Origin of the sequence: Bdellovibrio sp. GT3 (genome assembly GCF_037996765.1) — a bacterium.
Taxonomy (GTDB): domain Bacteria; phylum Bdellovibrionota; class Bdellovibrionia; order Bdellovibrionales; family Bdellovibrionaceae; genus Bdellovibrio.
Window position 1 is genome coordinate 1593285 of the sequence record NZ_JBBNAD010000005.1, and the last position, 26749, is coordinate 1620033.

A 26749-nucleotide genomic window follows, 5' to 3' on the forward strand; every position below is an offset into this window, starting at 1 on the left:
TAAATTTTTGTTTGAACTCTATGCTCTTTTCTTTCTAGTCTTGTGGTGTGACCGGGGGGGAGCAACTAGTGAGATCATCATATACGACATTGATGCAGTCGAAATATTTTAATCCTGCGTTTAACAGCGCTATATTCGACGGCCCGGTTCGCATTTACTTTGCGCAATTTCATGAAGCACTGGCTTTGAAAATTTACTTCATGGTGCAGCAACAGCTGTTTCAAGAAACAGCGAAAGCCAAAGAGGCAGCCAAAGCATCTGGCGCCAATATTCTGGTAATGATTTATCCGACTTCTGACAGTTTCCAATTGTCCTTCGAAAATGCCAAATCCGAGAATCCTCTTGAAGTTGAAAAATGGGGCGAGGATGTGGTCATCGGATTACGTGGACCGCTCGAAGATGAGAATCTGGATCTATTAATCGATACCTTGCGCATGACAATGAACAACTGGAAGCCAGCTAGTCTAGTTCGTTCTAGCAGCATTCAGGAACTGTGATACTATTATCCCTATGAATAAACGTGGTCAGATCGTGGTGGAGTACGTGCTCCTCCTCGTCATTGCAACAGGTGTGGCGGCTCTTTTAGTCAGCCAACTCGTCAGTCGTAACCCTGACGATCCTGGCGCTTTGACTTCGAAGTGGCAGTCGATTCTTTTGGCTGTCGGCGCTGACGTTCCCGATTCAAATAAATAATATTTAAATCTCATGAATTAACTAAAGGAACGGGTTGCCTCGGTGGCTGATCTCTTCCTCGATGGCGGCTTGCATTTTTTCCTGAATATCCTGGGCGATTTCATGCACCAGCTCGGCGTCATCGACGGCGCTGGGTTTATAAGGCAAATGAATGGGCTCCAAGAAACGAATGCGCCACTTTGCCGGCAGCGGCAAAATATTCAAAGGCAGTGGTATAACTGATCCTTTCAGGAACTTCGTAAATTTCAACTTCTTCAAATTGATGTGAGTTTCCTCTGCTCCCAAAATCACCACAGGCACGATCGGGGATCCGGTTTCCAGTGCCATGCGCACGAAACCGCGTTTGAACTCCTGCAATTGGTAGCGTTTCGTCGTGGGCTTGAAGTTTCCCGCTTCACCTTCTGGGAAAAGGACGATGGCATTTCCTTTTTTAAGCGCATTCACACCATTTTCGTAAGTCGCTTCGGTAAAGCCCATTTTGTGGGCCGGAATTGCGGTGGTTTCCGTCAGGAACCAAAAATGATGGGTAAGCACGCGAGGCACGCGCTTGCCTTCTTCCTGAACGATGTGGCCCAGCAAAAATGCATCAAAACCTGAAAAACCAGAATGATTGGGAGCAATGACGACGGAGCCACGGCGGGGGATGTTTTCAGCTCCCAGAATCTCCATGCGGAAATACTTGCGAAGGATTTCCAACAGAAAACGCGGCAAGACTCGAAAGATCAATGTGTCCTTGTCGAGGTTCTTCAAACCGAAAATTTTTTCGTTGGGTTTCTGCAGGAAATTCTTCATGATTATTCCTATACCTAAACCTGAGGTGAATAAATATGACTTCTAGTTTTATCATGGCCATCGACCAAGGGACAACCAGCTCCAGAGTCTGTATTATCAATCAAGCCGGAGGTCTTGTCTCCGAAGCGCGTGAAACTTTTAAGCAGATTTTTCCGGAGCCAGGATGGGTGGAGCACGATCCTGAGGACATTTGGTACACGACGCAAAGATCAATGCGAATGGCGATCGAAAAAGCGAAAATCAAAGCATCAGATATCAAAGCGATCGGTATCACCAATCAGCGTGAAACCGTGATGGTTTGGGATAAGAAAAATGGCAAAGCCGTTTACAATGCCATCGTTTGGCAGTGTCGTCGCACGAAATCACAATGTGAAAAACTGAAGAAGGCGAAAAAAGAGAAGATGATCACCGCGAAAACCGGTCTGGTCTTGGATCCGTATTTTTCAGCAACCAAAATTCAGTGGATTTTGAAAAACGTAAAAGGCGCCAAAGAACGCGCACGTAGCGGGGATCTGTTGGCGGGGACGGTGGATACCTATTTGCTGTTCCGCTTGACCCAGGGTCAATCGCATAAAACAGATGTCAGCAATGCTTCGCGAACGATGTTGATGAATATTCACACCGGCTGGTGGGATGAGGATTTGACGAAACTATTCGGAGTGCCTGAAGCCATGCTTCCGGAGATTTGTCCTTCCAACGCGGACTTCGGTGTTACGCGCGGACTGGGATTTATGCCGGATGGAGTTCCTATTTGCGGCATCCTGGGCGATCAGCAATCCGCATTGTTTGGGCAGGCCTGTTATGACCTGGGTGATTCCAAATGTACTTTCGGCACCGGCAGTTTTCTATTGCTAAACACCGGCAAGAAAGCGGTGAAATCAAAGAACCGTCTTCTGACCACGGTCGCGTGGAAGTTGAAAGATGGTGATATGACCTATGCCCTCGAGGGCGGAGCATTCGTTTGCGGAGCTGCGGTTCAGTGGCTGCGTGACGGCTTGGGCTTGTTTCAGCAGTCCTCAGAGATCGAAGCCCTTGCCAAAACAGTCAACACCACGGATGGGGTGGAGTTTGTTCCGGCATTGACGGGATTGGGTGCACCTCATTGGAAGCCGGATGCCCGGGGAGTCATCTGTGGACTTACCCGTGGTTCCACCAAGGCACATATTGCGCGCGCCACTTTAGAGGCGATGGCTTTGCAAAACGTGGATATTCTGGTCACGATGGAAAAAGATCTGGGTAAGAAATTAAAATCCGTTCGCGTGGACGGTGGTGCGGCCGCCAACGATCTTTTGATGCAGATGCAGGCCGACTATACCGGGGTTAACGTCATTCGTCCTAAAAATTTGGAAACGACAGCTTTGGGGGCGGCATTTATGGCCGGACTGGGGTGTGGTTTGTGGAAAAATATGGCTGAAATCAGAAAAATTTGGGCGACGGACAAGGAATTTAAAGTCAAAATGGCATTGAAGGACCGCAAAGCACGACATGTGCGTTGGCAGGAAGCTTTGAGCAGAGTGTAAAAAATGGTTCAGATGACACAGAATATTTTTAAAAAAGTGCCCGTTTCTGAAAAGAAATTTCTGTTTCGAGAAATTGCACACGACAAACTTCAGATCAATGTGAAGGGGGATGATGATTCCTTCTTCAACCTGATTGCGGTGCAGACGGAAAAAGACGTGGATCTTCTGTGTCATCACACCTCCAATTCGCAGCTGTTCGAAAAGAACCAGTCTGTGATGGTGAACTTTGCCTTTAAAGATGAACGCTATTTCTTTCGTACAGAGTTAAGTTTTTCCACGGGTTGGGCGCATTTGAAAATTGATGTGGATTTGTTTCAACTACAACGTCGCGCGAATGCCCGCATTGATTTGCCTAAAAAATATGATGGTGTTTTCAGGCTGACCAAGCATGGCGCACAGAAGTTCTTTCTGGATTCCAAGATTCTGGATGTCAGCGCAGGCGGTTTAAAAATCGCATTTCCCCATGAGCTCCCAGCTCTTCAGGTGGGTGATAAAGTCCAAGGGTCGATGCGCTTGGGGATTCGTCGTCCGATTGATTTTGACCTGGAAGTGCGTTTTGCCTCTTTAAAGGATGGAATTCAAATCGCCGGGATGCAGTTTTTAAACGTCGATACCCGCATGGAAAGTCGGCTTTTAAGTATGATGGTCGATTTGCAGCGCGAGATTTTTATCAAGTTCTCCTCTGAGGATTGATTCTGCTATTCCCTTCCCATCCTGACTCAAAAGGCTTTTTCAATATCACGAATGAGGGATTGATTCATTTCCATTGGATTTAAAGTCTGTGCGTTTTTAATATCCTGAAAATTTGCTTCAAAATGGTTTCCAATGACTTGCAATAGCTTGGCAAGAATTTGCGGTTGTTCTGCGGGATTGCGAACCTTGTTCTTAATTGCATCCCAAATTGCTGATCTTGCTGGCGCCAATAAAAGGTAAGGGTGCATTTCTTTGTTTGCGATAGTGGCGGAGATATCCTTTTGCCACTGCTGCAAATTCGCGGGTCCCCAGCTCTTATCAAACTGTCTGTTTTCCAAAGTAATCCGCTTCAAATCTTTTTCCGAAAATCTAACGGCATATGCTGTTGCCGGATCCTTATACATCTTAACAGAACTGGCAATTAGCGCATCCCCAGATAAGGACTTAAATATAATTCTTGGATCTTGAAAGCGAACTACAGACACCGTATCCGCAAACATCTCATTGTAAGCGGTCATGATTGTTAACATCTTTACCAAGTCAGTCCCACGCTCGCTGGATACTTTAATTTCGGCGAAGACTTTTGCTTTATTGGCTTCTGCTGCAGCCTTTTCTTCCGGAGTTTTGGCGTTGCGTAGCGCATTTAACGCTTCCACGGTATCTCTCATTGCCTTCTGAGCACGTTCCGCACTGCCAGTGCGTTCGGTTTCGTAAGAGTGCCACAACTTGGAATAATCTTTGATATTTTGGTTCAATACAGCATGCCCGTATTCGTGGGCCAGAATGGCCGTGGTAAACTTAGGATGACTGCCTTTGCTTTCGCCATATTTTAAAAATGAAGTCGGAACGGCAATGAGGTTTCCGTCCTTAGAAAATACACCACCAACTCCAGGCTCGGTCATGGTGACCTTAAGGTTTTCAGGTGCCTTCAGAGGTCCCAGCAATCCATCAACCGAATTTAAAAATTCCTGATATTGTTTTTGAGTCAGAAGGGCCGGGCCAGTTACCTCAAGAGTCCTGTTGAAAACCTCGCCGAATACGGCTTCACAGCGTTCCGCCGCGACGACTGGTTGGGAAATAACCGTCAAAAGAATAGACACATTCAGAAGGGGCTTTTTCATAGGAATCTCCAATGAGTTTCCTATGAGCAAATCTTAAACCACCCTCGGAGCGAATAGCTTTCATTGCACCTACTCAAGCATTCGACAAGTGCTCAAATTTGCCATATTTTAGAATGAAAGAGGCCCGTATCTAGGCTTGTTGATCTTTCTGATCATCCATCATTTTTTTCAGACGGCCGACAAAGGCTTTTAGCATGCAGTTTGCCCACACCGGAAGATCGTTCAGTAACTCCTGAAAGCCATCTTCAGATACACGGACCACAACCACATCAGTTGCGCACTTTGCAGAAGCAGAGCGGGGAGCATTGTCCAGCATCGCAAATTCACCGAACGACTCACCCTCATTGATAGTGCTGATTTCAACTTCTTTACCACTGCGATCCATGGTGCAGATTTTCACAGTGCCGGACTCGATAATGTAGAAATGTCTTTCCACATCTCCTTGAAAGAAAATAAATTCCCCGGCTTTGAATTCCTGCTTATGAAGCTGCTCAAATGCTGACATTCGTGTCTGCCCCTCTTTAATGATGATGAACTTTCATTCTAAGCAAATTTAGGCGGCAGCGGCAAGGATGTTGAAGAACCGTCTGGGGGACGGTAATATAAAGATATGAAGTGGATTATTTGCTTTTCAACCTTATTGAGTGGCAGCTTAGCTTGGTCAATGAATGCGTTATTCATCGGAGACTCGAATAGCTATGGAAAATTCGGCGGTGAGGTTGACACCTACTTAAGGATGGTCTCTCAGAACGTCACCTCCATGGCTAGCTGCGGATCATCGCCCTCTACCTGGATGGCGCAAGATTCAAAATTCAAAAGCACCAATTGCGGATACTGGCGCAAGGACTTGAAGGGTCAAGAGACGCGAGTCAAAGAGCATAAGATTGATTCTTTTCCCAGTGAAATGGGAAAACTGCATCCCGATCTGACCGTGATCGCCTTGGGGACTAATGTTTTGGCGAGTACTGGCAACATTGAATCCGAATTGAAAAGTATCCGCTCCATGTTGGACGTCGTTAAAAAGAGTCATAGCGAATGCATCTGGGTCGGGCCGCCAGCATTGGGTAAGAATCCCTTCAAGGCTAATCTTGCCCAAGGAGTGGTGAAAATAAAAGACGCCGTGGAGAAAGCAGGTTGTGCTTACATTGATAGTTCGAAGCTGACTACATATGCCCAAGGTAAAGGTGACGGAATTCACTACGGGCCGAAGGATTCAGCAAAATGGGGGCGGGACGTGGTCGGGCAAATGCAAAAGCTTCCGCAGGTCATTCGTGCCCGAGAAAAACAGAATTCTTTTGTGCCAGAGAATAAAGGAAAGGATGCCGGAGGTCCCGGCATCCAATAGTCTTAAATAAGGCGACTTAGATCCTTAACGTTCTTGATATAAGAAATTTTCTTATCACCAGAAATTTTCAGATCCGCCAGATGTCGTTTGTTCGAGTAAGGAATCACGAAGTGCTGGAATCCCAGCTTGTCAGCTTCCTTGATACGGCTTTCCACGAAGGAAACGCCGCGAACTTCGCCGGTCAAGCCGATCTCGCCAAAGAATACGGTTTTAGCGTCAAGATCGCGACGACCTTCTGTCGACAAAATGGCAGCGGCCACGGCCAGATCCGCAGCGGGCTCGATCAGTTTCAATCCACCCACGACATTCACGAAAATATCATTGCTAGACAGGCGCACATCCAGGTGGCGATCCAAAACCGCCGTCAATAAATGCAGACGATTCACATCAATACCCAAAGAAGTACGACGAGGCATGGCCATGTTCGTGGATAAAGTCAGAGCTTGCACTTCACACAGAAGCGGACGAGTCCCTTCCATCGACGCAAAAACCGCAGAGCCGATCAGTTGATCGCCACGCTCCTCCAAGAACAGCTCAGAAGGATTCAGAACTTCTTCCAGGCCTTTCGAATTCATTTGGAATACGCCCAACTCGTGAGCCGCTCCAAAGCGGTTTTTCAAAGTTCTTAACAAACGGAAATCATAGGAAGTGTCGCCATCAAAGGACAGCACGCAGTCCACCATGTGTTCCAAAACTTTGGGACCTGCGATGGAGCCATCTTTAGTCACGTGACCGATCAGGATCACCGCGATACCGTCTTGTTTTGCCAAACCCATCAAGTGACCAGCGCACTCGCGAACCTGGGAAACAGAACCCGGTGCCGCCTGCAAGTCAGACAAATACATGGTTTGAATCGAGTCGACGACCAGAACATCCGGTTTTTTATGGCGAGCCAATTCCATCACGTTGTGCAAGTTGCTTTCCGCACCCACTTCGATCAGCGGGGAGCGAATGCCCAAGCGATGTGCGCGCGATCCCGTTTGAGAAACGCTTTCCTCGCCAGAGATATAAAGAATTTTGCGCTTGTCACCGGCAAGACCGCCGGCCATTTGTAAAAGCAAAGTCGATTTACCAATACCCGGTGATCCACCCAATAACACGAAGCTTCCGCGGGCAAGACCACCACCCAGCACGCGATTCAATTCTTGGAATCCCGTATCAAAGCGATCCAATTTAATCGCCTCGAGGCTTTGGTCTAGAGAGACGGGTTTACCTGCTCCAGGGGCAGTGCTTGTTTTTTCGACACTTCCTGTGGACCATCCTCGGGTTTTAGGCTCTTCCAGCTGCAATTCCTCGACGAAAGAATTCCACGCGCCGCAGTCAGAGCATTTGCCCTCCCAGCGAGGTCGCTGCGCCCCACAATTTTGACAGGTATAGACAGTTTTATTTTTCGATTTTGCCATAGATATTCGGTATCATTATTAGGAGATGGTGACAAGGATGACGCCATCTGTGATACGAGGGAGTGACGGGATGCGGACTAAGTCTGTTTTGTTTTCTATTCTATTAGCAGCGCCTTTGGCGATGGCCCAATCTGGCAAGGACGAACTGGATTCGTTTAAAAAAGCCTTGGAGCAATTTAAAGCCAGCAAGTACGAACAGGCGATTCCCGCGTTTCAAACTATCGCTCAAAATAAAACCGAGATGCAGGAGTATGCGCGTTATTATTTGGCACAATCCTATTTGAAAACTTCCAAATTGGACGAAGCTTATAAAGAGCTTGAGGCAATTCAATCCCTTTCTCCCAACGTCAAAATGACCATCGATGTGCAAAGCATGATGGGACAGATTGATCTTGAGAAAAAGAATTTCAAAGATGCAGCCTCGGTTTTTGCCAAGCTTGAAAAACGCACTCGCAATACGGAATCCTATCCGGAAATCATTTACAACCTGGCCGTTGCCGAGCAAGGCCTGGGCAAGCGTGCGCAAATGTGTAACTGGTTGGTGAAGCTTTATGAAAAGCATCCGGCTTATCCAAAAGTTGCTGATTGGGGAGTGGATCTTGCCGCAAATAAATTTGAAGGCAAGGAAACAGCGTGTGCGACCAGCACCGAGGACTTCCGTACTCGCGTAAGATATCTGTTGTTCGCGGGGCTTGATTCCCGCGCCCAAGCTGAAATCAATACGATGAAAACAAATCTGGCAAAAGTGGATAAGTATCTTGCGGATAAGTTGCAGGTTCAGTTCTACATGCAAGAAGGCGAACTGGGCAAAGCCGTTGATTTGCTAAAGCCCTACTATGAAGAGAAAAAACGTGATTTCGATTATCTGATTTTGTTTGCTTCAGCTTCGGCACGCGCGGGTGAAGTGCAATTGGCTGTGGGGTCTTATTACTCTGCTTATAAGTTAAGTCCAAGATCCAAAACAGGTCGTCAGGCGTTATATCAATCTGCATTCCTGAGCTATCAGTTTCAGGATTACGATGGCGCTGCTCGCAGATTCCAGGAATTCATGAAAGTGTTTCCGACCTCAGGTCTTAGTAAAGATGCAAAGTGGCACATGGCTTGGTTGAAGTACCTAAAAGGCGACTACCAAGGTGCTTACAAGGCTTTTTCCGATATGCAGGGGGAAAAGAAACGTAACAAGCGCGCTTGGAAGTCTTTCCCGAATGATCGTGTGAGCTACTGGATGGCGATGAGTTTGTTCCGTCAGGGTAAGATGACCGAGGCCCGTGATAAAATGGCGACCCTGGCGAAAGACCCTTTGATGGGCTACTACTCGATCGCCGCCCAAGAGCGTCTTAAAAAAATGGAAGTGTTGCCTTTGCAAAAGTTGGCAACAACGAATCTGCCAACGACACCTCGTATGATTTCGCGTTTTTCAGCGGGCGAGTTCTTGATGCCGAATGTGGATGATGTCACTTATCGTGGCGATGAGTCCGAGTCAGAAGAAAATCTGATGATCACTCAGTACTCCACCGATGATGAAAAAGAAAGCGAAGAGGAAATCGCTGCAGAAGAGAATCCGGACACCAAATCCGTGGAAGTTGCCCAGGACGAAGCAGCTCCGACAGAAGGCGAAGTCACTGAAGGCGGGGAGAAGGTCGTATTCAACAGCCCGGTTTTGATGAAGCGCTTTGAACGTGCCCGCGATTTGATGATTATTGGTGAAAATGAATGGGCGCGTTGGGATCTTTATGACATTGAAAGAAAAACCCGCAACCGTGAGCATTTGAAAACTTTGATGTCGGAATACTCGACAGCGGGTCACTTCAATCGCTCGTCATATATTGCTCAAGTTACTTTCGGTACGAACCGTGCCTCTCAAGGCTTGGATGGCGGACGTGCGATGTGGGAGCTGGCTTACCCTCGTGCGTATTCTGATTCAGTGGACAAATACACTAAAAAGTTCACCGTTCCGACAGAGCTTGTCTGGGGTATTATGCGCGCGGAAAGTTCTTACCGTCGCGATGCGATTTCTCCGGTGGGAGCTTTGGGCTTGATGCAGGTGATGCCGTTCACAGGTTATAAAGTGGCGACAATGGTTGGTGCGAAGGACTTTAAGCCCACTCAGTTGCTTGAGCCTGATACAGCGGTGCAAATCGGTTCCCGTTATTTGAAACGCTTGATGGATCGCTTTGATAACACCATCCCATTGGTGGCAGCAGGATACAATGCGGGACCTCACCGCGTGAAAAACTGGCTGGTGTCTTTCGGTACTCTGGAAACGGATGAATTTATTGAACACATTCCGTTCCTGGAAACTCGCAACTATGTGAAGCGTGTGGTTTCCAATGCCTACGTTTACGGAAAACTGTACGGCAGCAATAACAATCTTTTCCCATACCTGTCCGAAGCGGTGCCTGTTAAGGTCAATGCGGAGCTGGTCGGTAAAGAAAATTGGGACGACATTTAGTCGGTATTTGAAAGAGCAGCATTGAACAACAACTGGGTGCGTTTTCTATTCAAAAAGGCTCTTGAAATTTTGGCGTCACTGGCGGTGCTGGTGGCGTTTTGTTTTATCCTGTTGAAGGCTCTGCCCGGTGGACCTTTTGATGATGAAGCCGCACTCCATCCGACGGTGAAATCCGCTCTCACTTTGCAGTGGGGATTGCAGGAACCGGCACTGACTCAAAGCTACAAGTATCTGAGCTCCATGCTGCAAGGTGATCTGGGCGTTTCAATGTCACGTCCGAATCAGTCGGTCTCATCCATCATTTCCAACAGCTTTGCGAACACGATGAATCTGAATTTGGTCACATTGGTGATTGTGGTATTGGGGGCATTTGTATTGGCTCTGACTTCACAGCGCTACAGCGGTGGATGGTTTGAAAAGACGGTCGATCAAATGATGATTACGTTTATTTCCTTGCCCAGTTTGTTCTGGGGGCCGTTGTTGATCTATCTGTTTGGTTTTTATTTTAATCTATTGCCGACGGCTTTTTTAACTGAGCCCAGGAATTACATCCTGCCGGTTTTGACTTTGTGTGTGCGCCCTATGGCGATTCTGGTGCGTCTGCTTAAGACCTCTTTGAAAAACAATTACGAATTGGATTACGTAAGAACGGCCAAGGCCAAAGGTGTGCAAGAGTGGCGAGTGCTGACTCACCATGTGCTTCGTAATTCGCTGGTGCCATTCTTAAGTTTCCTGGGGCCTTTGTTGGTGGGGCTGCTTTCTGGCTCTTTCCTGGTGGAAATGTTATTTGCGATTCCTGGTTTGGGCGGGCAATTCATTATCGCGCTGGGGGATCGGGATTATACTTTGATAGTGGGGCTTACGTTGTTTTACGGGGCCCTGTTGATAGTTGTGAACTCACTGATTGATGTGCTGATTCGCGCTGTCGATCCAAGAATTCAGGAGGAAGCATGAAGCGTCCCTCTGTGATTCTGGCAATCGTGTTTTTAAGTGTTTTGATGCTCGCGGTGATCTTGGGCCCCCTGTTTTTTACTCTGGGCTATGAGCAAAACGTCGAGCAGATTTTGATGGCGCCTTCTTGGTCTCATTGGTTTGGAACGGACTCTTTGGGGCGGGATTTGTTGGCGCGGGTTCTTTTGGGGGCTCGAGTTTCTTTAACCGTTGGAGTGGTGTGTGCAGTTCTGACCTTTCTGATCGGATTGATTTACGGATCCGTGGCAGGATGGTTTGAGGGCGTGATCGACCGCGTGTTGATGCGTTTCTGTGACATCATCATGGCGATTCCAAGTTTTATTTTGGTGGCGGTTCTTTGCTTAAGTGTGCAGGTGATTTTGCCCATTCAGGATCCACAGTGGGCGGCGTTGGTCGGATTGTGTGTGGGGATTTCCTTCACTCACTGGATTAATCTGGCCAGAGTCACACGCGGTATGGTGATTGAAACCAAACGCAAACCCTTCGTGGAAGCAGCGATTTCAATCGGGGGCAACAGCCCGCACATCATCGCTCGTCATATTCTACCGAACATCATCAGTTCATTATTGGTGCTGGTCGCGATGCAAATCCCAACCAACATCCTTTATGAAAGCTTCATGAGCTTCATCGGCATCGGCGTGCATCCGCCGTACACCAGCTGGGGCATCCTGGTGTCTGAGGGCTGGAAAACTCTGTCGAGCTTTCCGCATCTGATTTTATTTCCAAGTTTGATTTTATTCCTGACAGTGTGGAGCTTCCACATCCTGATCGACTTCGCCCGCGAGCGCAAAGCCCGCGTCGAATAGTCCCTAGTCGGCCATGACCGGCAATGTGTATTCAATATTTCTAATTTTAACTTTTGGATCGACTGGCATTCGCTTTCCGAATTTGTCCACCAGGCCAAAAGAGATGTAAACCGTTCCAGCCGGAATTTTGAAGTATTCGTGCTGCGAACTGATTGCATACTGATGAGTTCCTTTTTTTAGTCCAGCCACCATGATAGTATGATTTGTTGCCTCGGGACTGATAGCGGCGCAAGTTTGTGGAGCCTCACATACGTAGGTGTAAGACCGTAGCACGAGTTCAGGGGCTGTCTCCGGTACTTCCACTTCAAATTTTATATGTCGTTGGCCAAAAAGATATGTCTCTGAGTTTTCCATAACTTTGGCTCGGTATAGGTCAGTTCCATTGATTTCAGCATTCGGAATCTGAGTTACGTGGGGGATTGTGGGTGTAAATGGAGACATGTCATCCTGACAGCTGATTTGTTCGGTAAAGATGCAGAATTGCTTGTTTAAAATATTCTCTCTTAACCACGGTGTTATTTTTCCCGGAGTTGTGTCTCCATTCGCAAGCAAATAAAACAGTAAGCTCTTCAAAGGATCATGTGAATGTCCTTCATTGTGGGCTAAAAAGAAGTGGTTGTTGTGGCCTGCTAATTTGGGACGAAGATTAATGACGTCACGGCTATCCTGGTCATTTTGGATTCCGTAACCGTAGATCATCGTAGCAGTGGCTTTTTTTAAAGACTCAATAAAGTCTTCAGAGTTCTTCTGCAACTCGGTTGGTGATAATGATTTCAACTTTAGGCCATAGATGGCTCGGCTCTTTTCAAGTGTCTTTGAATATGATCGATATCGCATCTTCGAGTTAATCTTCTCAATGGCGTTTCGTTCGCCGCCATCCCAATTTAAAGCTGCGACATAATTGAGGCTCGGTCCGAAGTACCCTGCCCCGGACAGGCTATCTGTCGATGGATTCCAAGGACCACTGGCAGCGAACACCGCTAACAGGTTAGGGTGTCGAGTAGTACCTGCTGCCATCGCCAGAAAGGCATCATAGGATGTTCCCAACGCGTAAACTTTCTTATTACTCCAAGGCTGTTGTACGATCCAATCCAGTGTTGCTTTCCCATCTTTAGCTTCTTGTTTCCAATCCAGCCATTCAAACTCGCCACCGGCCAGGAAAGTTCCGCGGGCTGGTTGAAATACGACATTTACTCCTCGGAGAGCAATCTGGACCGATTCAATCCATACAGACAGGTTCGATGCAAGGTAGGGGCTTCGTATGAGAATTGTATGGTTTGGAGTAGCCGTTGCAGTTGATTTTGTAACTAGATAAGTTGGAATCTGCACACCGTCGGCCATGGTAACAATGGACTGTCGAATCGAAAACTTCTGATCAGTGGCCTGGTAGGAAGCTTCTCGAATTTGTTTGTCTCTGCCCAACAAAAAGAAAGCATAAGAGTTTCCATTTCTAAATGCTTGAATTTGTCCTAAAGACAAAAATACCTGCGGAGCTTTGCAGACTTCAGTGAGGACTTTCTGCTCGTCACCTTTAGGAATCGCGGACGGTGGCAACGCCGCACCTTGCGGTTGTGGTGGACTTTTAAATCCTTCGAGTACAAAAGGGCAAACCCTGGAAAGAGGATTCGCGGAAGAGACTGTCGCAACTAATAAAGTTCCAGCGATCACTAATACACTCTTAAATGGCCACATAAAGTTTCTCATAGCCTTAGAATATGCAATCCATGCCAGTTTTTCACATTGAGACAAATAGGTTTCAGAGCTATTTCGTAGCATTTAAGAGTGTGACCAATTGGTCAGTTGATGCCAATTATTGGCGTAAGAACATCGAATGGCGTGGTCAAAGTTGTCAGTTTGTACACCCGCTTCGGATGTACAAACTGACAACTTTGACCACGAGGTACAAAAATGCCCCAACTGAAACAGTTGAGGCTTTCGAATTGGAGAAGGTAAGTCTGTACCTTTTAGAATTTATACGTGACAGCGAGATAGTGTCCGAAGCCCGATGTTTCTCCAGCGATTCCGCCGGATTTAAAGAGCGCCATGTTTTGGTACCATTTCGGGCCGTAGCCGATTGAGTACCGTTTGGTGTGCCAGTAGAAACCATTGAACCATTCCAGGGACCATGATGTGCGGTCTACGTCGTCGTCGATTTTGTTAGCGCCAAATTTGTAGTCAAAGTAACCCTGCCAAGTGATGAAGGATTTGTTTTCAAATTCCACAATAGGTTTAAACCAATTTGTTGATAACAGGTAACCATTCCATGAACCTTCGTCGTCGGCGCCGTAGTTTTCGCGCACGTGGCGGGCCATTAAATTTGCTCCCAATTTACCAAGCCATGGCACTTGGATGTCAGCACCCAAGCCGAAGTATTGCTCAAATAGCGCGCGATCGCCTATGTTGAATAGAGTGGCGACAAACCATTCCTGAACCGGGCCTGCTGTCAGGTCGTGACCTGTCATGTAGTCCAAAGAAAAGCGCGGAGCGAGTTTGAAGAAGAAGTTGTCGCCATCATGACGATCGCTTTTTGAAGAATTAGTAATATCAAAGACATCAACGTAACCATAAAGATCCAAAACTCCGGAACGACCACCGAATTCCAATTCGATATAAGTATCGTCCTGTTTTTCAAACGGAATCTTATTGTCGATGGATTGCATGAAATTGATCTGGAACCACTTATAGTCACCTTTGCGAATGTCACCATCCGTGATTTTCGCTGCAAATGCAGAAGGGGAAAGCGCCAGAAGAACTAACAACGTACCAAAAATTCTTTGCATCATGTTTTCTCTTTCTTCACAAATGTATTAGGCTGGGAAAATGAAAAAAAAGGGTCCTTGTGGGACCCTTTATTAAAAAAATTAAACGTTAAAGCGGAAGAATAATACGTCGCCGTCTTTAACGACGTACTCTTTACCTTCGACACGGTATTTGCCCGCGTCTTTCACGGCTTGCTCAGTCTTGTAAGTGAACAAGTCTTCGCAGTGGTAAGTTTCAGCTCTGATAAAGCCTTTTTCGAAATCCGTATGGATCACGCCCGCAGCTTGCGGAGCCTTCGTGTTTGCACGGATCGTCCAAGCACGAACTTCTTTTTCACCAGCGGTGAAGTAAGTTTGCAAACCCAAAAGCGTATAAGCCTCGCGGATCAAACGGTTTAGGCCTGGCTCTTCAGAACCCAATGCTGCCAAGAAGTCTGCGCGATCTTCTGGTGGCAACAATGCGATTTCTGCTTCCATCGCAGAACAGATCAAAATCGTTTTATTGTTTTCTTCAGCAGCACGTTTTTCAACGGCTTTTGTCCAATCATTGCCGCCAGCTGCGAAGTCAGCGTCGTTTACGTTCATCGCGTAAAGAACTGGTTTTGCAGTTAGGAAGTGCATGTCTTTCATCATCAAAGCTTCTTGCTCGTCCAACTCAACTGAACGGGCTGGCAAACCTTTGCCCAAAGCTTCAACTGCTTTTTTAGCAACTTCGTATTCCAATTTGATTTTTTTATCAGCGCCAGTTTTCGCTGTTTTTTCGCGAGACTTCACGCGCTTTTCAGCTGAATCCAAATCCGCAAGCATCAACTCTGTGTTGATGATTTCGATGTCACGAAGAGGGTCCACGGAACCCGCAACGTGGATGATATTTGGGTCGTCAAAACAACGAACAACGTGCACGATCGCATCAGTCGCGCGGATGTGGGAAAGGAATTGATTTCCCAAACCTTCACCTTGCGAAGCACCTTTAACGATACCCGCGATATCCACGAATTCCATAGTTGTTGGAATTACTTTTTGTGGTTTGATAAATGTCGTGATTTTATCCATACGAGGATCTGGAACTGTCACCACGCCCACGTTGGGATCGATAGTACAGAAAGGGTAGTTGGCAGCCTCTGCCTTAGCTGAAGTCAACGCATTGAAAAGCGTAGATTTACCAACGTTCGGAAGACCTACGATACCGACCTGAAGTGCCATGATAACTCCTAATTAAAAACCTAATAATAGCACGGGAAATGTATATTACCCGTTGAATTTTGTCGAAGCTTTTTGAATGCCATCCAGAATGATACTCTCAATAGCATCGATACCTTTGTTCAGGAAGTCGGGCATAGTATCAAACTCTTCCTTGGAGAACTTGCCCAGAACATAGTCCGCCACCGGGAAGTTCGGGTTCTCGGGGCGACCAACACCCAGCTTCAATCGGGCATAGTCCTGAGTTCCCAATAATTGTGAGATACTTTTGATTCCATTGTGGCCGCCGTGCCCGCGGTTTTTATGAATCTTCATTTGGTTGAAGGGCTGATCGATGTCGTCATGGATCACGATCAGATGATCCAGAGGGATCTTATAGTAGCCCATCAAAGGCTGCACGGACTCGCCAGACAGATTCATGTAAGTCTGAGGTTTGCAGAAGTAAAGGTTGTGCCCCTGCCAAGTGGCTTGGGAAACTTCCGCCTTAAATTGATTTTTCACGTGGGGATCCCCCAGGCCGCGAAGGAAATAGTCGACAGCCATGAATCCGATATTGTGGCGAGTGAGTTTGTACTCTCCGCCGGGGTTTCCCAAACCAACGATCAACCAAGATGACATAAAAACCTCGTTAAGCCGAAATCAAAAAAAAAGGCGACTCGCTGAGAGCCGCCTTTTTGGAAGTGCGATAGTAGTCTGTACTCCAGTCTCGCCGGAGTAGCTAAAACTATTTTTTCGCAGCTGGTTTTGCAGCAGCTGGAGCAGCTTTCGCAGCAGCAGCAGGTGCAGCAGCAGCAGCCGGAGCCGCAGCTGGAGTAGCAGCAGCTTCTTCTTCTTGAGCAGAAACAACCGCGATAGTTGTGTCGCCAGAAGAGATCAATTTAGCAGAGCCAGTGATTTTCACGTCAGATGCGTGAAGAGCGTCGCCTACTGCCAATTCAGAGATGTCAGCTGTGAAGAATTCTGGGATCTCAGTTGGAAGAACTTCGATCTCGATTTGACGGTTAACTACGTTCAACATACCGCCTTCAGATAGACCAACTGGTTTACCTTCAAGACGAACTTCAACGTTAACGCGAACAGCTTTTTTAAGGTCAAGAGCGTAGAAATCAACGTGTTGTGGGCGACGAGTTACAGGGTGAACGTCTACTTTTTTAACAAGTACAACGATACCGTTTGCTTCTTTAACTGGAGATTTCAAGTTGAAAAGAGCATTTTCGTAAGCACGAACGTTGTACTTAACGATTTCTTTTTCGCCAACAGAGATGCTTACTGGAGCGATTGCACCGTAGATAACTGCAGGAACTTGGCGGTTAACGCGCAATTCGCGGCTGTTACCTTTACCAGTTTGACGAGCTTCTACGTTTAGTTCGATTCTATTTTTCATAATGTCTTCCTTCTAGTCCGATAGAGGATTGGTTGTTTCGCCCGTGAGGGCATTTTAGTTCTAATCAAATAAGCTGCTGACGGAATCATTTCCGTGGATTCGCTTGATCGCCTCAGCCAAAACTGGAGCGACAGAAACCACTTCGATTTTTCCGCAGTTCTTCGCCGCTTCCGATAACGGAATGGTGTCGGTGACCCATACTTTTTCAATAGGGCTTTCCTTCAGGCGAGTGATCGCAGGACCCGATAAAACGGGGTGCGTTGCAACAGCGAACACACGTTTTGCCCCATTCTTATAGAGACTGTCAACTGCTTGTGTAAGGGTTCCAGCCGTATCGATCATATCGTCGACGATGACAGCGGTTTTACCCGCAACATCCCCAATCAGGTGTAAAGCTTTCGCCTCGCCAGGGGCGGAACGGCGTTTATCGATGATGGCCATGCTGGATTCAATGCGTTTAGCGAAAGCACGGGTTCTTTCGACCCCTCCAGCGTCAGGACTCACCGCAACAAAGTCAGGGCCAACACCGTGGGCATCACGCCAAGCTCTTGCCAGAGTAGGGATCGCAAACAAGTGATCCACCGGGATGTTGAAGAAGCCTTGGATTTGGGCGGCATGCAGGTCCACGCAAACCACGCGGGTTGCGCCTGCAGAGACGATCAAATCTGCCATTAATTTCGCGGAGATAGGGGCGCGAGGAGCGACCTTTCTGTCCTGGCGGGCATACCCGAAATACGGGATCACAGCCGTGATGGACGCTGCGGAGGCTCTACGAAGAGCATCCAGCATCACGAAAAGCTCCATATAGCTTTGGTTCACTGGGGGACAGGTGCTTTGAATGACAAAGACATTCTGCCCGCGAACACTTTCGTGGATTTCTACTTGGATTTCGCCATCGGCGAAGGTGCTGACCTCGGAAAAACCAAGTTCGATTCCAGCGGCAGTAGCCACTTTCTTCGCCAGCTCAGGATTGGAATTAGCGGTAAATACTTTTAGGCCCTTCATATTACTCAAGTCTCCAGAGTCGTCTGTTGGAATGTGCGTTTGAAGGACACTAGCAAACGCGTTTGTCAGAGTAAAGTTAGGAAAGTCTTTTTTGGTTTTTGAGAGGGGGATTCTGCGATGCGGGGTCGTTTCCGGGGAGTTCCATGAAAGCCAACAAGGGATGGGCAAAATAATATGGAGTATTCTCGTATTTTGGCCGCATTTTAGCCTGTTTTAGGGGGTCCTTGGTCTACATTTGGTGTCATAACGCAAAACTTTCTCTGGATTATGTCAAGAAGCGGTAAAAATAAGTCGTAGAGAGCAGTGTTATACCTTGGAGAGGGGATAAGATGAGACCATGGATCACCGGTTTGCTTTGCGTGGCGATGACGACGTTCATTGTTTCGTGTTCATCAAGCGAAGAAAGCGAAGTCAGTGTTCCAGCGGAGGATTCAACACAATCGCCTGAGCCGACACCATCGCCATCTCCAACTGTAACACCAACACCTTCTCCATCACCAACAGTGACTCCATCTCCGACGGTTGAACCTGCGCCAACAGTAGCACCTTCTCCGGAACCAACTGTGGTTCCTTCACCAGCTCCTACCGCGACTCCTTCTCCTGAGCCGACCGTTGCTCCTTCTCCTGCGCCGACTGTGGCGCCATCGCCAGAGCCAACGGTGGTTCCGACGCCGGAACCGACGGTGACACCAACGCCGTCGCCGATGCCTTCACCGGAGCCAAGCCCAACGCCATCACCAGAGCCATCTCCAGAACCAAGTCCGTCACCTTCACCAACTCCATCCCCAACTCCGGTTGTGGGTTGTCCTGCAAACTTTGAAATGGTCGCAGCGAATTCTGCATTGGGAACATCGGCCTACTGTCTTGCGAAGTTCGAGATGAAACAAGTGAGCGGATCCGCGGTTGCAACTTCTTCCGGTAAGCCATGGATCGCCAATAAAGCGACAGCGGCTGCAGCTTGTGCGGCATTGGGTGTGAACTATCGTCTGCCAACGAACGCAGAATGGAATGCCGCTGCTTTGGAAATCTACAATCGCGCAGAAAACTGGTCCGGCGGAGCAAAACTTTCCGGCAAGCTATTCACTGGTTACTATTCCTGGGGAGAGCCTTTGGCGATTGCAAATACCTCCAATTCCTATGACAGCACAGGAGCCACTTCGGGAAGTCAGCGTCGTACCTTCGTGCTTGCAAGTGGCAACACCATTTGGGACTTCAGTGGTAACGTCTGGGAGTGGGTGAGTGACACGATCTATGGCAACTCATACTCTCCTGATTTGTCTTCCTCTTATGGTCGCAGCTATCACAACAACACCTGGGACGTGAAGCCAGGTTCAAAAGCCCTTTTGGATTTCACTGGCATGTCCAGTGTTCCAGCAAATGATGTTTATCTGGGTAATCTATTCGGTGGCAGCTCGGGGAAAGTGATTCGCGGAGGAGCTTCCTGCATCACGTCGCCGGGAGTGACGGGGATTTTCGCTGCAAATATTGGTGATATCACTGCGAATGAAACGCAGGCACCAGCTTCCTGGGGAGTGAGCATCGGGAACGTAGGGTTCCGTTGTGTGGCGACGCCGGCAGCATATTAAAATTATTTTAAATTGAACGTAATTGATGCACGTATTGGAAAATTTTAGAGCGTTTTGTTTAAAGCCGATCGAAGGATCGGCTTTTTTATTTTGGTATGTCTTCAAGCCAGGACAGAGATTGTACTTCAATGAATGTTTGCTTAAACAGCTCGTCGGCAGCAACCCAGCCATCGTTGTGAGATTTTTGCCAAGACTCGCCCCAACTGTTGTGCACTTTGACGGCGTCATAGCAGTTCCCAGCAGGATCACATTTACGTGCAAATCCCGTTAAAACCACAGCGTGTCCGTTTTGACAGTCTTTCATTTTCTTTGGTTTTTTCTCATCCAGGCAGATGCTTTGCAGTAACACGGGAAGTTTTTTTGCAAGGACGCTTTTGAGTTTTTCGGTCACAGCTTTATAGTTGAAATCTTTTTTATCTTCGGGAAACCATTTGGTCTCGGTGGAATCTTTCCCCTCAAAGTAAGCACGATTTTTCGCGCGATTGCATTCAGCGGGCGAGACAAGTTCATCAAAGAACTTGTCATAAGTTTCCTGGTTGAAGGCCCTTAATAGGGCTTTTTGATCTTTTTGAACGCAAAAATCCTGATCAATGGATTTTCCGGCTTCATCGGTAAAATCAGACTTACACTTTTCACATTTGGCATCGATAGATTTGAACTTCTTGTAAAGTGCTTTAAGTCGGTTAAATGCCTCTAACTGAGTCTCGGTCCCGTCGTGGGCTCCGCCCATTTTGCCCAGCAGTTTATCCAGGGACATGCAGGCCTCCGAAGCTGAGTCGCCAATGAAATTAGCGGCGATGTTCAAAGTAAAAGCCCCAGGGCCGCCTTCTTTGATTCCATTGTAACTGGACGCGTAGTCCGGTTCGCCGTCAGGTTTTTTTCCAAAGCGGGCGACATCCAGGGGAGAGAACATTTCAGAGTCTGGAATGTTTTTACAATCTTGCTTCATTATTCGGCAGTTGTTGGCTTGCATGACGGCTGTTGCGGCGAACGAGAAGCATATTCCCAATGTATCCTGGGACATCACACGCGGCATGTTTTCAACAATGATCTCGGAACCTTTTTGAGTGGTGAAGCCTTCATCGAATGGAGTGAAGGCTTTCATCGATTGCGCCTGGGAAGTCGCACTTAATGATAAAACTGACAAACAGAAAATCAAAAAGCGCATCCTGCAACTCCTTGGGTTTATAGAGTCGAATTATATTTCTGCAAAAACTGTTTAATCGCCTGCGCACGGTGAGAGTGCTGGGCTTTATAGCCGCTGGCAAGTTCCGCCAGGGTTTGTGTTTGACCTTCCGGGATGAAAACAGGGTCGTAACCAAAACCATGCAGGCCTGCTGGCTTGCTGGCGATAGTGCCCTTAAGTTCGCCCGTGAAAATCCATTCTTCACCAGTGGGTGTGTAAACGACCGTCGTGCAAACGAATTTTGCATTCTTGTTCGCCATTGGTTTCAGTGTGATCATTTTTAAAAGCTTCGCCACATTTTCACTGTCAGAAGCTTTCGGTCCCGCATAGCGAGCAGAATGAATACCAGGAAGGTTGTTAAGTCCCTCAACTTCAAGTCCGGCATCCTCGCCCAAAACCCAAACGTTGTTTTTCACGGCACGCAAAGTCTTAGCCTTGATACGGGCGTTGTCCAAAAATGTTTTACCGTCTTCAGGACGGGGAGTGAAAGAGGCGATTTCGCCCTGATGGTGCAATTGCAAGTCCACCACTTCGTTCATCAATACTCGAAATTCAGAGAGTTTGCCTTTGTTTCCAGTCGCAATCCAAAGTTCCATGTTGCCGTCTCCTTTGAATTAAACGCCAGCCAGGCGGTAAGTTTCACCAATGATAGCGGCTTGGTGAATGAATAGTTCACGGCAGCCTTTTTCAGCCACATCCATCATCTTGTTCAATTGCTGACGGTTGAATGGAACGTGCTCTGCCGTGCCTTGCACTTCAACGAAAGTGCCTTTGTCAGTCATGACAAAGTTCATGTCAGTGCCGATAGCGCTGTCCTCGTCATAATTCAAATCCAATAAAATATTATCATTGTGAAGACCCACACTGATCGCGGCAACGTAATTGATCAAAGGATTGGCTTTGATTTCACTGACTGCTGCCAGTTTTTTTAGTGCCAGAGCCAAAGCCACGTAGCCACCGGTTACCGCAGCGGTGCGTGTGCCGCCATCTGCATTCAAAACATCACAGTCGATGGTGATTTGTTTTTCGCCCATCAGTTTCAAATCAACAGCCGCGCGCAGGGATCTGCCGATCAGTCGGGAGATTTCTTGTGTGCGTCCGCTGTTGGCCGCCTTATCACGTTTGATACGAGTGTGAGTGGAGCGCGGAAGCATGCCGTACTCCGCAGTCACCCAACCAGCACCCGTGCCTGCCAACCATTGTGGGGCTTTGGATTCGTAGCTGGCGGTGCAAAGAACTTTGGTTTTCCCAAACTCTACCATTGCAGAGCCTTCCGCGTATTCAGCAACATTCGGTGTGATTTTGATTTGTCTTAGTTGGTCGAATAAGCGGCCGTCGCTGCGCATGGGGACTCCTTGGAAATGGGGGGATGAAAGAGTCCTCAATTTAGATTCTTGGCAGAGGAATTGTCCATCTTTTCTTTGTATGAAACGAGAGCGTTATAGATTTTTTCGGCCAGATCTTTTTGATAGTCCTTACGTTGCAGGCGTTGCGCTTCGCGGGGATTGGAAATAAAGCCAATCTCAATTAATACAGCCGGCATTGAGGTTTTTGAGATCACATAAAATGGGGCCTGCTTAATGGTCGCCTGCATCGCATTTTCATCGTTTTCCCAAATGGTTGTTAAAGCTTTGGTCAAACGCAGACTGGAGTTCATACGATTTTGTCGGCGCAGGTCTTCGACGATTGCGGCAACGTCGCCCTTTTTTGAAAGCTCGTCGCCACCCGAAAGATTGTGGAGATCGCGGGCATTGGCGAGTGCCTGATTTTCCTGGTTTGCCAGAAACAAAGCATCTTCATCAGCCGGCAGGTTGTTTTGAAAGAAAAATTCCACTCCGCGGGCGCGCTGATCCAGAGCCGCATTGGCGTGCAGGCTTACATATAAATCGGCCTCAGCCTTTTCCGCCATTTTGACCCGGTCAGGAAGGGAGATGGCGCGATCATTATCGCGGGTCATGGTGACTACGAAATGAGGGTCTTCGCTGAGCAGGGTTTTAAGTTTGCGAGCCACAGTCAAAACAAGGTCGGCCTCTTTGATTGAGTTATAGACAGCCCCCTTGTCCGTTCCACCATGGCCCGGGTCCAATACGATATGGAATGTAGCAAAAGCAGGGGATGCCCAGGCTCCAGCTAATAGGGAACACAAAATCTGTTTCAATCTGATAGAGGTCATTACTATAAGTAGAATTTCTTGAATAAATTCTGTCGAGTCCAGTCGCTGGGGGAGGGCCGACAATTGGCGTTTTCCGTATAATTTCTCGACAGAGGTTTAGTGTCGGGCTCCATTTAATTGGACCTGAACATAATCTTGGTCTGGCACCGCGATTGCTTTAGTACTAAAGCAACCCCCCCTTGCGGCCAGGATCCTCCCCCCCCAATCCTGGTCGCTTTTTTTTTGCCCAAAATGCATATATCCTATTGCCTGTTAACAGCTTAAGGAGACATTCATGCATTTCAAAACTTTGGGTATTCTGCTTGTTGCAGCTTTGATGACAACGACAGCGACAAGAGCACTGGCACAAGACAAACAAATTGAAGCGGAAGAAGCTATAGCGGATGCAGAAGGTGCAAAAGCTGAGGCTGCCGAAGCGAAACGCCGTGCAGAGGAAGAGCGTAAGACTCGCGAAAAAGCACGCACTGAAGCTCAATCAGCTATTAATAAGGCTCGCTCAGCAGAAGCTGAAGCGAAAAGAGATCAGGCGACAGCAGAGCGCGACGTAGCTAAGTTTAAAGCGGAAGCTGCTGGTTTTGATCGTGATCAAAAGAAAGCTGAAAAAGACCAGGCTGAAGCAACAGCTCGCAGTAAAACAGCTGCCACTCAAATTGAAAAAGCCAAAAAATCCCGTGACGACGCGATGGAACTGAAAAAAACAGAGGAGAAAAAAGCCTCTGATATGATGTCTCAAGCGAAAGACATGGAAAAACAGGCACAAGCTGCTACGGAAGCGGGTCAAAAAGCCAGCAAGGAAGCAGAAGTTGCCAAGCTGGAATCTGCGAAAGCAAACCAAAATCTTTCAAAAACAAAATTGCTGGTTGAAAAAGCGGTGGCTGAATCCAAAGCTCGCGATGCCAAAGCAAAATCAGAAATCGCTCGTGCAGATGCTGAAAAAGCAAAAGCTGAAGCAGAGATGACTCGATTGAAAGCTCAGGAAGAGCAAGCTAAAGCAATGATTGATAAAACAGAGTCAGAGCTGAAGTCCGCAACTGAAGAGACGAAAAAATTGAGCTCTCAGGTTGAAGATGAGCGCAAAAAATTGAACGACATCAAAAAAGATGAAGCGAAGGTGACTCAAACGGCGGCTAAAGCGAAACAAGAGCTTGAAAGCAACCGTATGAAGTACCGTCAAGAGGAAGCAAAATCCTCTCAAGAGCTGGCTCGTGCAAGAAAGTCCATCGAGGACAACGAAGCGGCTGCTAAACACGCTGATGCTGAACTTGAAAAATACAAAGCAAGTGCTGAAAAAGCCAAAGCAGAGTTGGAACAAGTTCAAGACCGCGTAGAAGAAGCAAAGAACAAAGCGGAAGACGCTAAAATCCGCGCTGAAACTGCAAAAGCCCAGGCTGAAGCTGCTGACGCTCAGTTGGAAGCTGCGAAAATCAGAGCAGGCAGCCAAGGTGTGGATCTTTCTGCACCAGCTGCGGCTCCAGCAAAGAAAAAGAAAAAGTAATTTAAGCGAAATCAAAACTGAAAAACCCGGCTCATCGCCGGGTTTTTTTATTTCATCTTCATAGCGTAGCCGGTGTACGCAATCATTGGTGACTTTGAAAATGTGAATTTGAAATCCCTCGGCACCTCGCCGGTGCGGATCAGACTCCAGATCCCTTTTTGCATGAATACAGGGCGAATGCCGCGAATCTCGACGTCGTGCAATCCCGTTTCTTTCATCCATTTGGTCAGATCTTTGGGTTTAATAAACAATGAATACACATGGTAGTCATCGGGAGTGTTCTTAACAAACCACTCCATGGATTTAATCACCACCAGGTTGGCCAGTTGGTTCTTATTGAAAGTGTTAAAGAAAAACAAGCCACCGGGCTTTAAAATCCGGGAGGCTTCAGCCAGTACTTTTTGTGGCTCTGAAACATGTTCCAGCAGATCCATTGCGCAGGCGACATCGAAACTGTTATCAGGAAAAGGAACCTGATAAACATCGCCGATTTGATAGTGCACGGAATGTGTGTGGTCGCGGCTTTCGGCAACCTTCAAGCTTGAGTCCGACAGGTCAATTCCGGAGACATGATGCCCGGCCGCTGCCAAATCGTTGGATAGAAAGCCACCGCCGCAACCCATATCCAGAATTTTGGCGGACTTTCTGCCAATAAAACGTTCGATGGTTTGTAGTATCCAGGGCATTTCCAGCTTGTGCTGATTTCTGAGCAGTGCAATTGGATCGTCCTGCGCCTCGTACCAGCGCTCCGCCAAAAGATCGTAAGCTTTGTTGTTGATGATTTCATTGTCTGCTTTGGCCAGATCCAATTCCATAATGTACCCCTGGTGTTTTTAAATCAGACTGCGAAACTCTCTGGCCGTCGGCAAGATCCAGTGGCAACTTGCAAGTTTGCGGTGTAGATTCTTTTAAAAGAGGTGTGCATGAACAAAAAAATTTTCGTAACTGTGATTGTTGTTGGTTCCATGGCGCATGCGCAAGGATACAAGTGTTTTCAAAAAGTTTCAGAAACAGAACGCCGGGAAATCGTAGCTAAATTTATGGCCAAGGAATACCCGGAATTTAAAAAGAAGTTTGCGGATTTCTGTAAGAAATATTCCGAGACCGTATCTTGCAAGACGGAAACTGTTTCTTTGAAAAAGGCTCCCCAGCATATGTCAGGAATTGCCCGCCAAAGCCCTTGTGCTGAAGTCATGCGAATTGATTCTGGCAATGATACGACCATCTATTCAATGGACGACAAAACCGCACCTAAACGTATGTAAAGGCGCAGGTAAAGACGTGTGGGCATGATCTTTATCAGGTCCACTATGTGAATCGCAACTCCCTCTCTAGAATGTTGATTAAATCTCAACAGAAAGAGGAGTTATGGTTAAGGCAATGGTTTTGACTTTGGCGGTGGCTTTCACGTTCAGTGCTTATTCAAGCGATTCTTTTGCAAAGGATTCTTCCAAAAAACAAGTCACTAAAAGCATGGCTCCGGAAACTCCAGAGCAGGAGTTGCAGGCTTTAAAAGAAGGCAACCAGCGTTTTGTTGCCGGGACTTTAAGAAATCACGACTATCGCTATCAGATAGACAAAACCAAAGATGGCCAAAAACCTTATGCGGTGGTTTTAAGCTGTCTTGATTCACGCATTCCGGTTGAGGTGGTATTCGATCAAGGGATCGGGGAGCTGTTCGTAGCCCGTGTCGCCGGTAATATTGAAAACAACGATATCCTTGGCAGCATGGAATTTGGAACCGCAGCCATGGGAGCAAAACTGGTCGTGGTCATGGGGCATACCAAGTGCGGTGCCGTCAAAGGTGCTTGCAACAATGTGAAGCTGGGGCATTTGACCGCCTTGCTTGATAAGATTCAACCGGCAGTCCGACAAGTCAAAAAATCCACATCGGGTTTCAATCCGGAATCCTATGATCATGTGGACTTGGTTTCTGAAGAAAACGTAAAGCAAACCGTGGCCCGCATTCGCAAAAGCAGTGAAATCATCCGTAAGCTTGAGGAAGAAGGAAAGGTTCGCATCGTGGGCGCGATGTATGATATTTCCACAGGCAACGTGAAGTTCATGGATATGCCATCAAAGTTGGCTGACCTTCACTAAAACCTCAAAGCTGTTCTTAATGCAAAGTACTGGCTGTCGTCGGAGTTCGTGGACTCTTTGATAA

Annotated in this window: 27 protein-coding genes; 12 read left to right on the plus strand and 15 right to left on the minus strand. The window is 47.4% G+C overall.

The window, feature by feature from the left end; genetic code table 11:
- Positions 1 to 68 precede the first annotated feature (68 nt).
- Entirely contained in the window at positions 69 to 497 is a 429-nt protein-coding gene (locus AAAA73_RS15170) for a hypothetical protein (protein ID WP_340599321.1), read from the plus strand.
- A gap of 13 nt (positions 498 to 510) precedes the next feature.
- On the plus strand, positions 511 to 693 hold the full coding sequence (locus tag AAAA73_RS15175; RefSeq protein WP_340599322.1) for a hypothetical protein: 183 nt from the start codon (positions 511 to 513) through the stop codon (positions 691 to 693).
- Between the two features lie 21 nt (positions 694 to 714).
- On the opposite strand, the gene AAAA73_RS15180 is transcribed toward AAAA73_RS15175, so the two are convergent.
- The gene (locus AAAA73_RS15180) at positions 715 to 1485 is read right to left on the minus strand and encodes a lysophospholipid acyltransferase family protein (protein ID WP_340599323.1); all 771 of its coding nucleotides are present in this window, start codon (positions 1483 to 1485) and stop codon (positions 715 to 717) included.
- 35 nt (positions 1486 to 1520) lie between these two features.
- On the opposite strand from AAAA73_RS15180, the gene glpK reads away from it, so the two are divergent.
- Complete coding sequence (gene glpK, locus AAAA73_RS15185; protein WP_340599324.1) at positions 1521 to 3005, plus strand: glycerol kinase GlpK; 1485 nt, start codon at positions 1521 to 1523, stop codon at positions 3003 to 3005.
- Between the two features lie 3 nt (positions 3006 to 3008).
- Entirely contained in the window at positions 3009 to 3698 is a 690-nt protein-coding gene (locus AAAA73_RS15190) for a flagellar brake protein (RefSeq protein WP_340599325.1), read from the plus strand.
- Between the two features lie 26 nt (positions 3699 to 3724).
- Here AAAA73_RS15190 and AAAA73_RS15195 read toward each other — a convergent pair whose 3' ends face one another.
- The gene (locus AAAA73_RS15195) at positions 3725 to 4819 is read right to left on the minus strand and encodes a hypothetical protein (RefSeq protein ID WP_340599326.1); all 1095 of its coding nucleotides are present in this window, start codon (positions 4817 to 4819) and stop codon (positions 3725 to 3727) included.
- Positions 4820 to 4949: 130 nt separating this feature from the next.
- Entirely contained in the window at positions 4950 to 5324 is a 375-nt protein-coding gene (locus AAAA73_RS15200; RefSeq protein WP_340599327.1) for a Crp/Fnr family transcriptional regulator, read from the minus strand.
- Positions 5325 to 5429: 105 nt separating this feature from the next.
- On the opposite strand from AAAA73_RS15200, the gene AAAA73_RS15205 reads away from it, so the two are divergent.
- The gene (locus AAAA73_RS15205; RefSeq protein WP_340599328.1) at positions 5430 to 6164 is read left to right on the plus strand and encodes an SGNH/GDSL hydrolase family protein; all 735 of its coding nucleotides are present in this window, start codon (positions 5430 to 5432) and stop codon (positions 6162 to 6164) included.
- Positions 6165 to 6166: 2 nt separating this feature from the next.
- On the opposite strand, the gene radA is transcribed toward AAAA73_RS15205, so the two are convergent.
- Entirely contained in the window at positions 6167 to 7567 is a 1401-nt protein-coding gene (gene radA, locus AAAA73_RS15210) for a DNA repair protein RadA (protein WP_340599329.1), read from the minus strand.
- A gap of 70 nt (positions 7568 to 7637) precedes the next feature.
- Between radA and AAAA73_RS15215 the strand changes: the two genes are divergently transcribed.
- From AAAA73_RS15215 to AAAA73_RS15225, 3 genes are read left to right on the plus strand one after another with little or no spacing between them, the layout of a single operon-like run.
- Positions 7638 to 10019 carry a transglycosylase SLT domain-containing protein gene (locus AAAA73_RS15215; RefSeq protein WP_340599330.1) on the plus strand — a complete coding sequence of 794 codons (2382 nt, stop codon included), beginning with the start codon at positions 7638 to 7640 and terminating at the stop codon, positions 10017 to 10019.
- Positions 10020 to 10040: 21 nt separating this feature from the next.
- Positions 10041 to 10973, plus strand: a complete 933-nt coding sequence (locus tag AAAA73_RS15220) for an ABC transporter permease (RefSeq protein WP_340599331.1) — start codon at positions 10041 to 10043, stop codon at positions 10971 to 10973.
- Positions 10970 to 11797 carry an ABC transporter permease gene (locus tag AAAA73_RS15225; protein ID WP_340599332.1) on the plus strand — a complete coding sequence of 276 codons (828 nt, stop codon included), beginning with the start codon at positions 10970 to 10972 and terminating at the stop codon, positions 11795 to 11797. Before AAAA73_RS15220 ends, AAAA73_RS15225 begins: the two co-directional genes overlap by 4 nt.
- A gap of 3 nt (positions 11798 to 11800) precedes the next feature.
- On the opposite strand, the gene AAAA73_RS15230 is transcribed toward AAAA73_RS15225, so the two are convergent.
- The 6 genes from AAAA73_RS15230 to AAAA73_RS15255 all read right to left on the minus strand — a co-directional run bounded on the left by AAAA73_RS15230 (position 11801) and on the right by AAAA73_RS15255 (position 18145).
- Positions 11801 to 13501, minus strand: a complete 1701-nt coding sequence (locus AAAA73_RS15230) for a CocE/NonD family hydrolase (RefSeq protein WP_340599333.1) — start codon at positions 13499 to 13501, stop codon at positions 11801 to 11803.
- Positions 13502 to 13761: 260 nt separating this feature from the next.
- Positions 13762 to 14577 (minus strand): nucleoside-specific channel-forming Tsx family protein, encoded by an 816-nt coding sequence (locus AAAA73_RS15235; protein WP_445292046.1) that lies wholly within the window; start codon positions 14575 to 14577, stop codon positions 13762 to 13764.
- An 81-nt stretch (positions 14578 to 14658) separates the two neighbouring features.
- Positions 14659 to 15759 carry a redox-regulated ATPase YchF gene (gene ychF / locus AAAA73_RS15240; protein ID WP_340599335.1) on the minus strand — a complete coding sequence of 367 codons (1101 nt, stop codon included), beginning with the start codon at positions 15757 to 15759 and terminating at the stop codon, positions 14659 to 14661.
- Positions 15760 to 15804: 45 nt separating this feature from the next.
- Positions 15805 to 16374 carry an aminoacyl-tRNA hydrolase gene (pth, locus tag AAAA73_RS15245; protein WP_340599336.1) on the minus strand — a complete coding sequence of 190 codons (570 nt, stop codon included), beginning with the start codon at positions 16372 to 16374 and terminating at the stop codon, positions 15805 to 15807.
- Positions 16375 to 16480: 106 nt separating this feature from the next.
- Complete coding sequence (locus AAAA73_RS15250; protein WP_340599337.1) at positions 16481 to 17140, minus strand: 50S ribosomal protein L25; 660 nt, start codon at positions 17138 to 17140, stop codon at positions 16481 to 16483.
- Positions 17141 to 17200: 60 nt separating this feature from the next.
- A complete protein-coding gene (locus AAAA73_RS15255; RefSeq protein WP_340599338.1) occupies positions 17201 to 18145 on the minus strand; it encodes a ribose-phosphate diphosphokinase in 945 nt (314 codons plus the stop codon).
- Between the two features lie 329 nt (positions 18146 to 18474).
- Here AAAA73_RS15255 and AAAA73_RS15260 point away from each other — a divergent pair, with 329 nt between their 5' ends.
- Positions 18475 to 19731, plus strand: a complete 1257-nt coding sequence (locus AAAA73_RS15260; RefSeq protein WP_340599339.1) for an SUMF1/EgtB/PvdO family nonheme iron enzyme — start codon at positions 18475 to 18477, stop codon at positions 19729 to 19731.
- 85 nt (positions 19732 to 19816) lie between these two features.
- On the opposite strand, the gene AAAA73_RS15265 is transcribed toward AAAA73_RS15260, so the two are convergent.
- The 4 genes from AAAA73_RS15265 to AAAA73_RS15280 are packed head-to-tail and all read right to left on the minus strand — an operon-like array spanning position 19817 to position 23090.
- Entirely contained in the window at positions 19817 to 20899 is a 1083-nt protein-coding gene (locus AAAA73_RS15265; RefSeq protein WP_340599340.1) for a hypothetical protein, read from the minus strand.
- Positions 20900 to 20916: 17 nt separating this feature from the next.
- Positions 20917 to 21513 (minus strand): RdgB/HAM1 family non-canonical purine NTP pyrophosphatase, encoded by a 597-nt coding sequence (gene rdgB / locus AAAA73_RS15270; RefSeq protein WP_340599341.1) that lies wholly within the window; start codon positions 21511 to 21513, stop codon positions 20917 to 20919.
- 18 nt (positions 21514 to 21531) lie between these two features.
- Positions 21532 to 22263, minus strand: coding sequence for a ribonuclease PH (gene rph / locus AAAA73_RS15275; RefSeq protein WP_340599342.1), 732 nt, complete (start codon positions 22261 to 22263; stop codon positions 21532 to 21534).
- Between the two features lie 35 nt (positions 22264 to 22298).
- Positions 22299 to 23090, minus strand: a complete 792-nt coding sequence (locus AAAA73_RS15280) for an N-acetylmuramoyl-L-alanine amidase family protein (RefSeq protein ID WP_340599343.1) — start codon at positions 23088 to 23090, stop codon at positions 22299 to 22301.
- A 274-nt stretch (positions 23091 to 23364) separates the two neighbouring features.
- Here AAAA73_RS15280 and AAAA73_RS15285 point away from each other — a divergent pair, with 274 nt between their 5' ends.
- Positions 23365 to 24585, plus strand: coding sequence for a hypothetical protein (locus tag AAAA73_RS15285; RefSeq protein WP_340599344.1), 1221 nt, complete (start codon positions 23365 to 23367; stop codon positions 24583 to 24585).
- A gap of 47 nt (positions 24586 to 24632) precedes the next feature.
- Here AAAA73_RS15285 and ubiG read toward each other — a convergent pair whose 3' ends face one another.
- Positions 24633 to 25400, minus strand: a complete 768-nt coding sequence (ubiG, locus tag AAAA73_RS15290) for a bifunctional 2-polyprenyl-6-hydroxyphenol methylase/3-demethylubiquinol 3-O-methyltransferase UbiG (RefSeq protein ID WP_340599345.1) — start codon at positions 25398 to 25400, stop codon at positions 24633 to 24635.
- 108 nt (positions 25401 to 25508) lie between these two features.
- On the opposite strand from ubiG, the gene AAAA73_RS15295 reads away from it, so the two are divergent.
- The gene (locus AAAA73_RS15295) at positions 25509 to 25850 is read left to right on the plus strand and encodes a hypothetical protein (RefSeq protein WP_340599346.1); all 342 of its coding nucleotides are present in this window, start codon (positions 25509 to 25511) and stop codon (positions 25848 to 25850) included.
- Positions 25851 to 25953: 103 nt separating this feature from the next.
- Complete coding sequence (locus AAAA73_RS15300) at positions 25954 to 26685, plus strand: carbonic anhydrase family protein (protein ID WP_340599347.1); 732 nt, start codon at positions 25954 to 25956, stop codon at positions 26683 to 26685.
- The last annotated feature ends 64 nt before the right edge of the window (positions 26686 to 26749 follow it).

Bases quoted from the DNA above. Each gene is read 5' to 3' on its own strand.
- glpK (WP_340599324.1), top strand. From the start codon at position 1,521: ATGACTTCTAGTTTTATCATGGCCATCGACCAAGGGACAACCAGCTCC.
- rdgB (WP_340599341.1), bottom strand. From the start codon at position 21,513: ATGGAACTTTGGATTGCGACTGGAAACAAAGGCAAACTCTCTGAATTT.
- AAAA73_RS15295 (WP_340599346.1), top strand. From the start codon at position 25,509: ATGAACAAAAAAATTTTCGTAACTGTGATTGTTGTTGGTTCCATGGCG.
- AAAA73_RS15260 (WP_340599339.1), top strand. From the start codon at position 18,475: ATGAGACCATGGATCACCGGTTTGCTTTGCGTGGCGATGACGACGTTC.
- AAAA73_RS15225 (WP_340599332.1), top strand. From the start codon at position 10,970: ATGAAGCGTCCCTCTGTGATTCTGGCAATCGTGTTTTTAAGTGTTTTG.
- AAAA73_RS15205 (WP_340599328.1), top strand. From the start codon at position 5,430: ATGAAGTGGATTATTTGCTTTTCAACCTTATTGAGTGGCAGCTTAGCT.
- ychF (WP_340599335.1), bottom strand. From the start codon at position 15,759: ATGGCACTTCAGGTCGGTATCGTAGGTCTTCCGAACGTTGGTAAATCT.
- AAAA73_RS15215 (WP_340599330.1), top strand. From the start codon at position 7,638: ATGCGGACTAAGTCTGTTTTGTTTTCTATTCTATTAGCAGCGCCTTTG.
- AAAA73_RS15300 (WP_340599347.1), top strand. From the start codon at position 25,954: ATGGTTAAGGCAATGGTTTTGACTTTGGCGGTGGCTTTCACGTTCAGT.
- rph (WP_340599342.1), bottom strand. From the start codon at position 22,263: ATGCGCAGCGACGGCCGCTTATTCGACCAACTAAGACAAATCAAAATC.
- ubiG (WP_340599345.1), bottom strand. From the start codon at position 25,400: ATGGAATTGGATCTGGCCAAAGCAGACAATGAAATCATCAACAACAAA.
- radA (WP_340599329.1), bottom strand. From the start codon at position 7,567: ATGGCAAAATCGAAAAATAAAACTGTCTATACCTGTCAAAATTGTGGG.
- AAAA73_RS15230 (WP_340599333.1), bottom strand. From the start codon at position 13,501: ATGAGAAACTTTATGTGGCCATTTAAGAGTGTATTAGTGATCGCTGGA.
- AAAA73_RS15250 (WP_340599337.1), bottom strand. From the start codon at position 17,140: ATGAAAAATAGAATCGAACTAAACGTAGAAGCTCGTCAAACTGGTAAA.
- AAAA73_RS15200 (WP_340599327.1), bottom strand. From the start codon at position 5,324: ATGTCAGCATTTGAGCAGCTTCATAAGCAGGAATTCAAAGCCGGGGAA.
- AAAA73_RS15190 (WP_340599325.1), top strand. From the start codon at position 3,009: ATGGTTCAGATGACACAGAATATTTTTAAAAAAGTGCCCGTTTCTGAA.
- AAAA73_RS15235 (WP_445292046.1), bottom strand. From the start codon at position 14,577: ATGCAAAGAATTTTTGGTACGTTGTTAGTTCTTCTGGCGCTTTCCCCT.
- AAAA73_RS15195 (WP_340599326.1), bottom strand. From the start codon at position 4,819: ATGAAAAAGCCCCTTCTGAATGTGTCTATTCTTTTGACGGTTATTTCC.
- AAAA73_RS15285 (WP_340599344.1), top strand. From the start codon at position 23,365: ATGCATTTCAAAACTTTGGGTATTCTGCTTGTTGCAGCTTTGATGACA.
- pth (WP_340599336.1), bottom strand. From the start codon at position 16,374: ATGTCATCTTGGTTGATCGTTGGTTTGGGAAACCCCGGCGGAGAGTAC.
- AAAA73_RS15280 (WP_340599343.1), bottom strand. From the start codon at position 23,090: ATGACCTCTATCAGATTGAAACAGATTTTGTGTTCCCTATTAGCTGGA.
- AAAA73_RS15265 (WP_340599340.1), bottom strand. From the start codon at position 20,899: ATGCGCTTTTTGATTTTCTGTTTGTCAGTTTTATCATTAAGTGCGACT.
- AAAA73_RS15180 (WP_340599323.1), bottom strand. From the start codon at position 1,485: ATGAAGAATTTCCTGCAGAAACCCAACGAAAAAATTTTCGGTTTGAAG.
- AAAA73_RS15255 (WP_340599338.1), bottom strand. From the start codon at position 18,145: ATGAAGGGCCTAAAAGTATTTACCGCTAATTCCAATCCTGAGCTGGCG.
- AAAA73_RS15175 (WP_340599322.1), top strand. From the start codon at position 511: ATGAATAAACGTGGTCAGATCGTGGTGGAGTACGTGCTCCTCCTCGTC.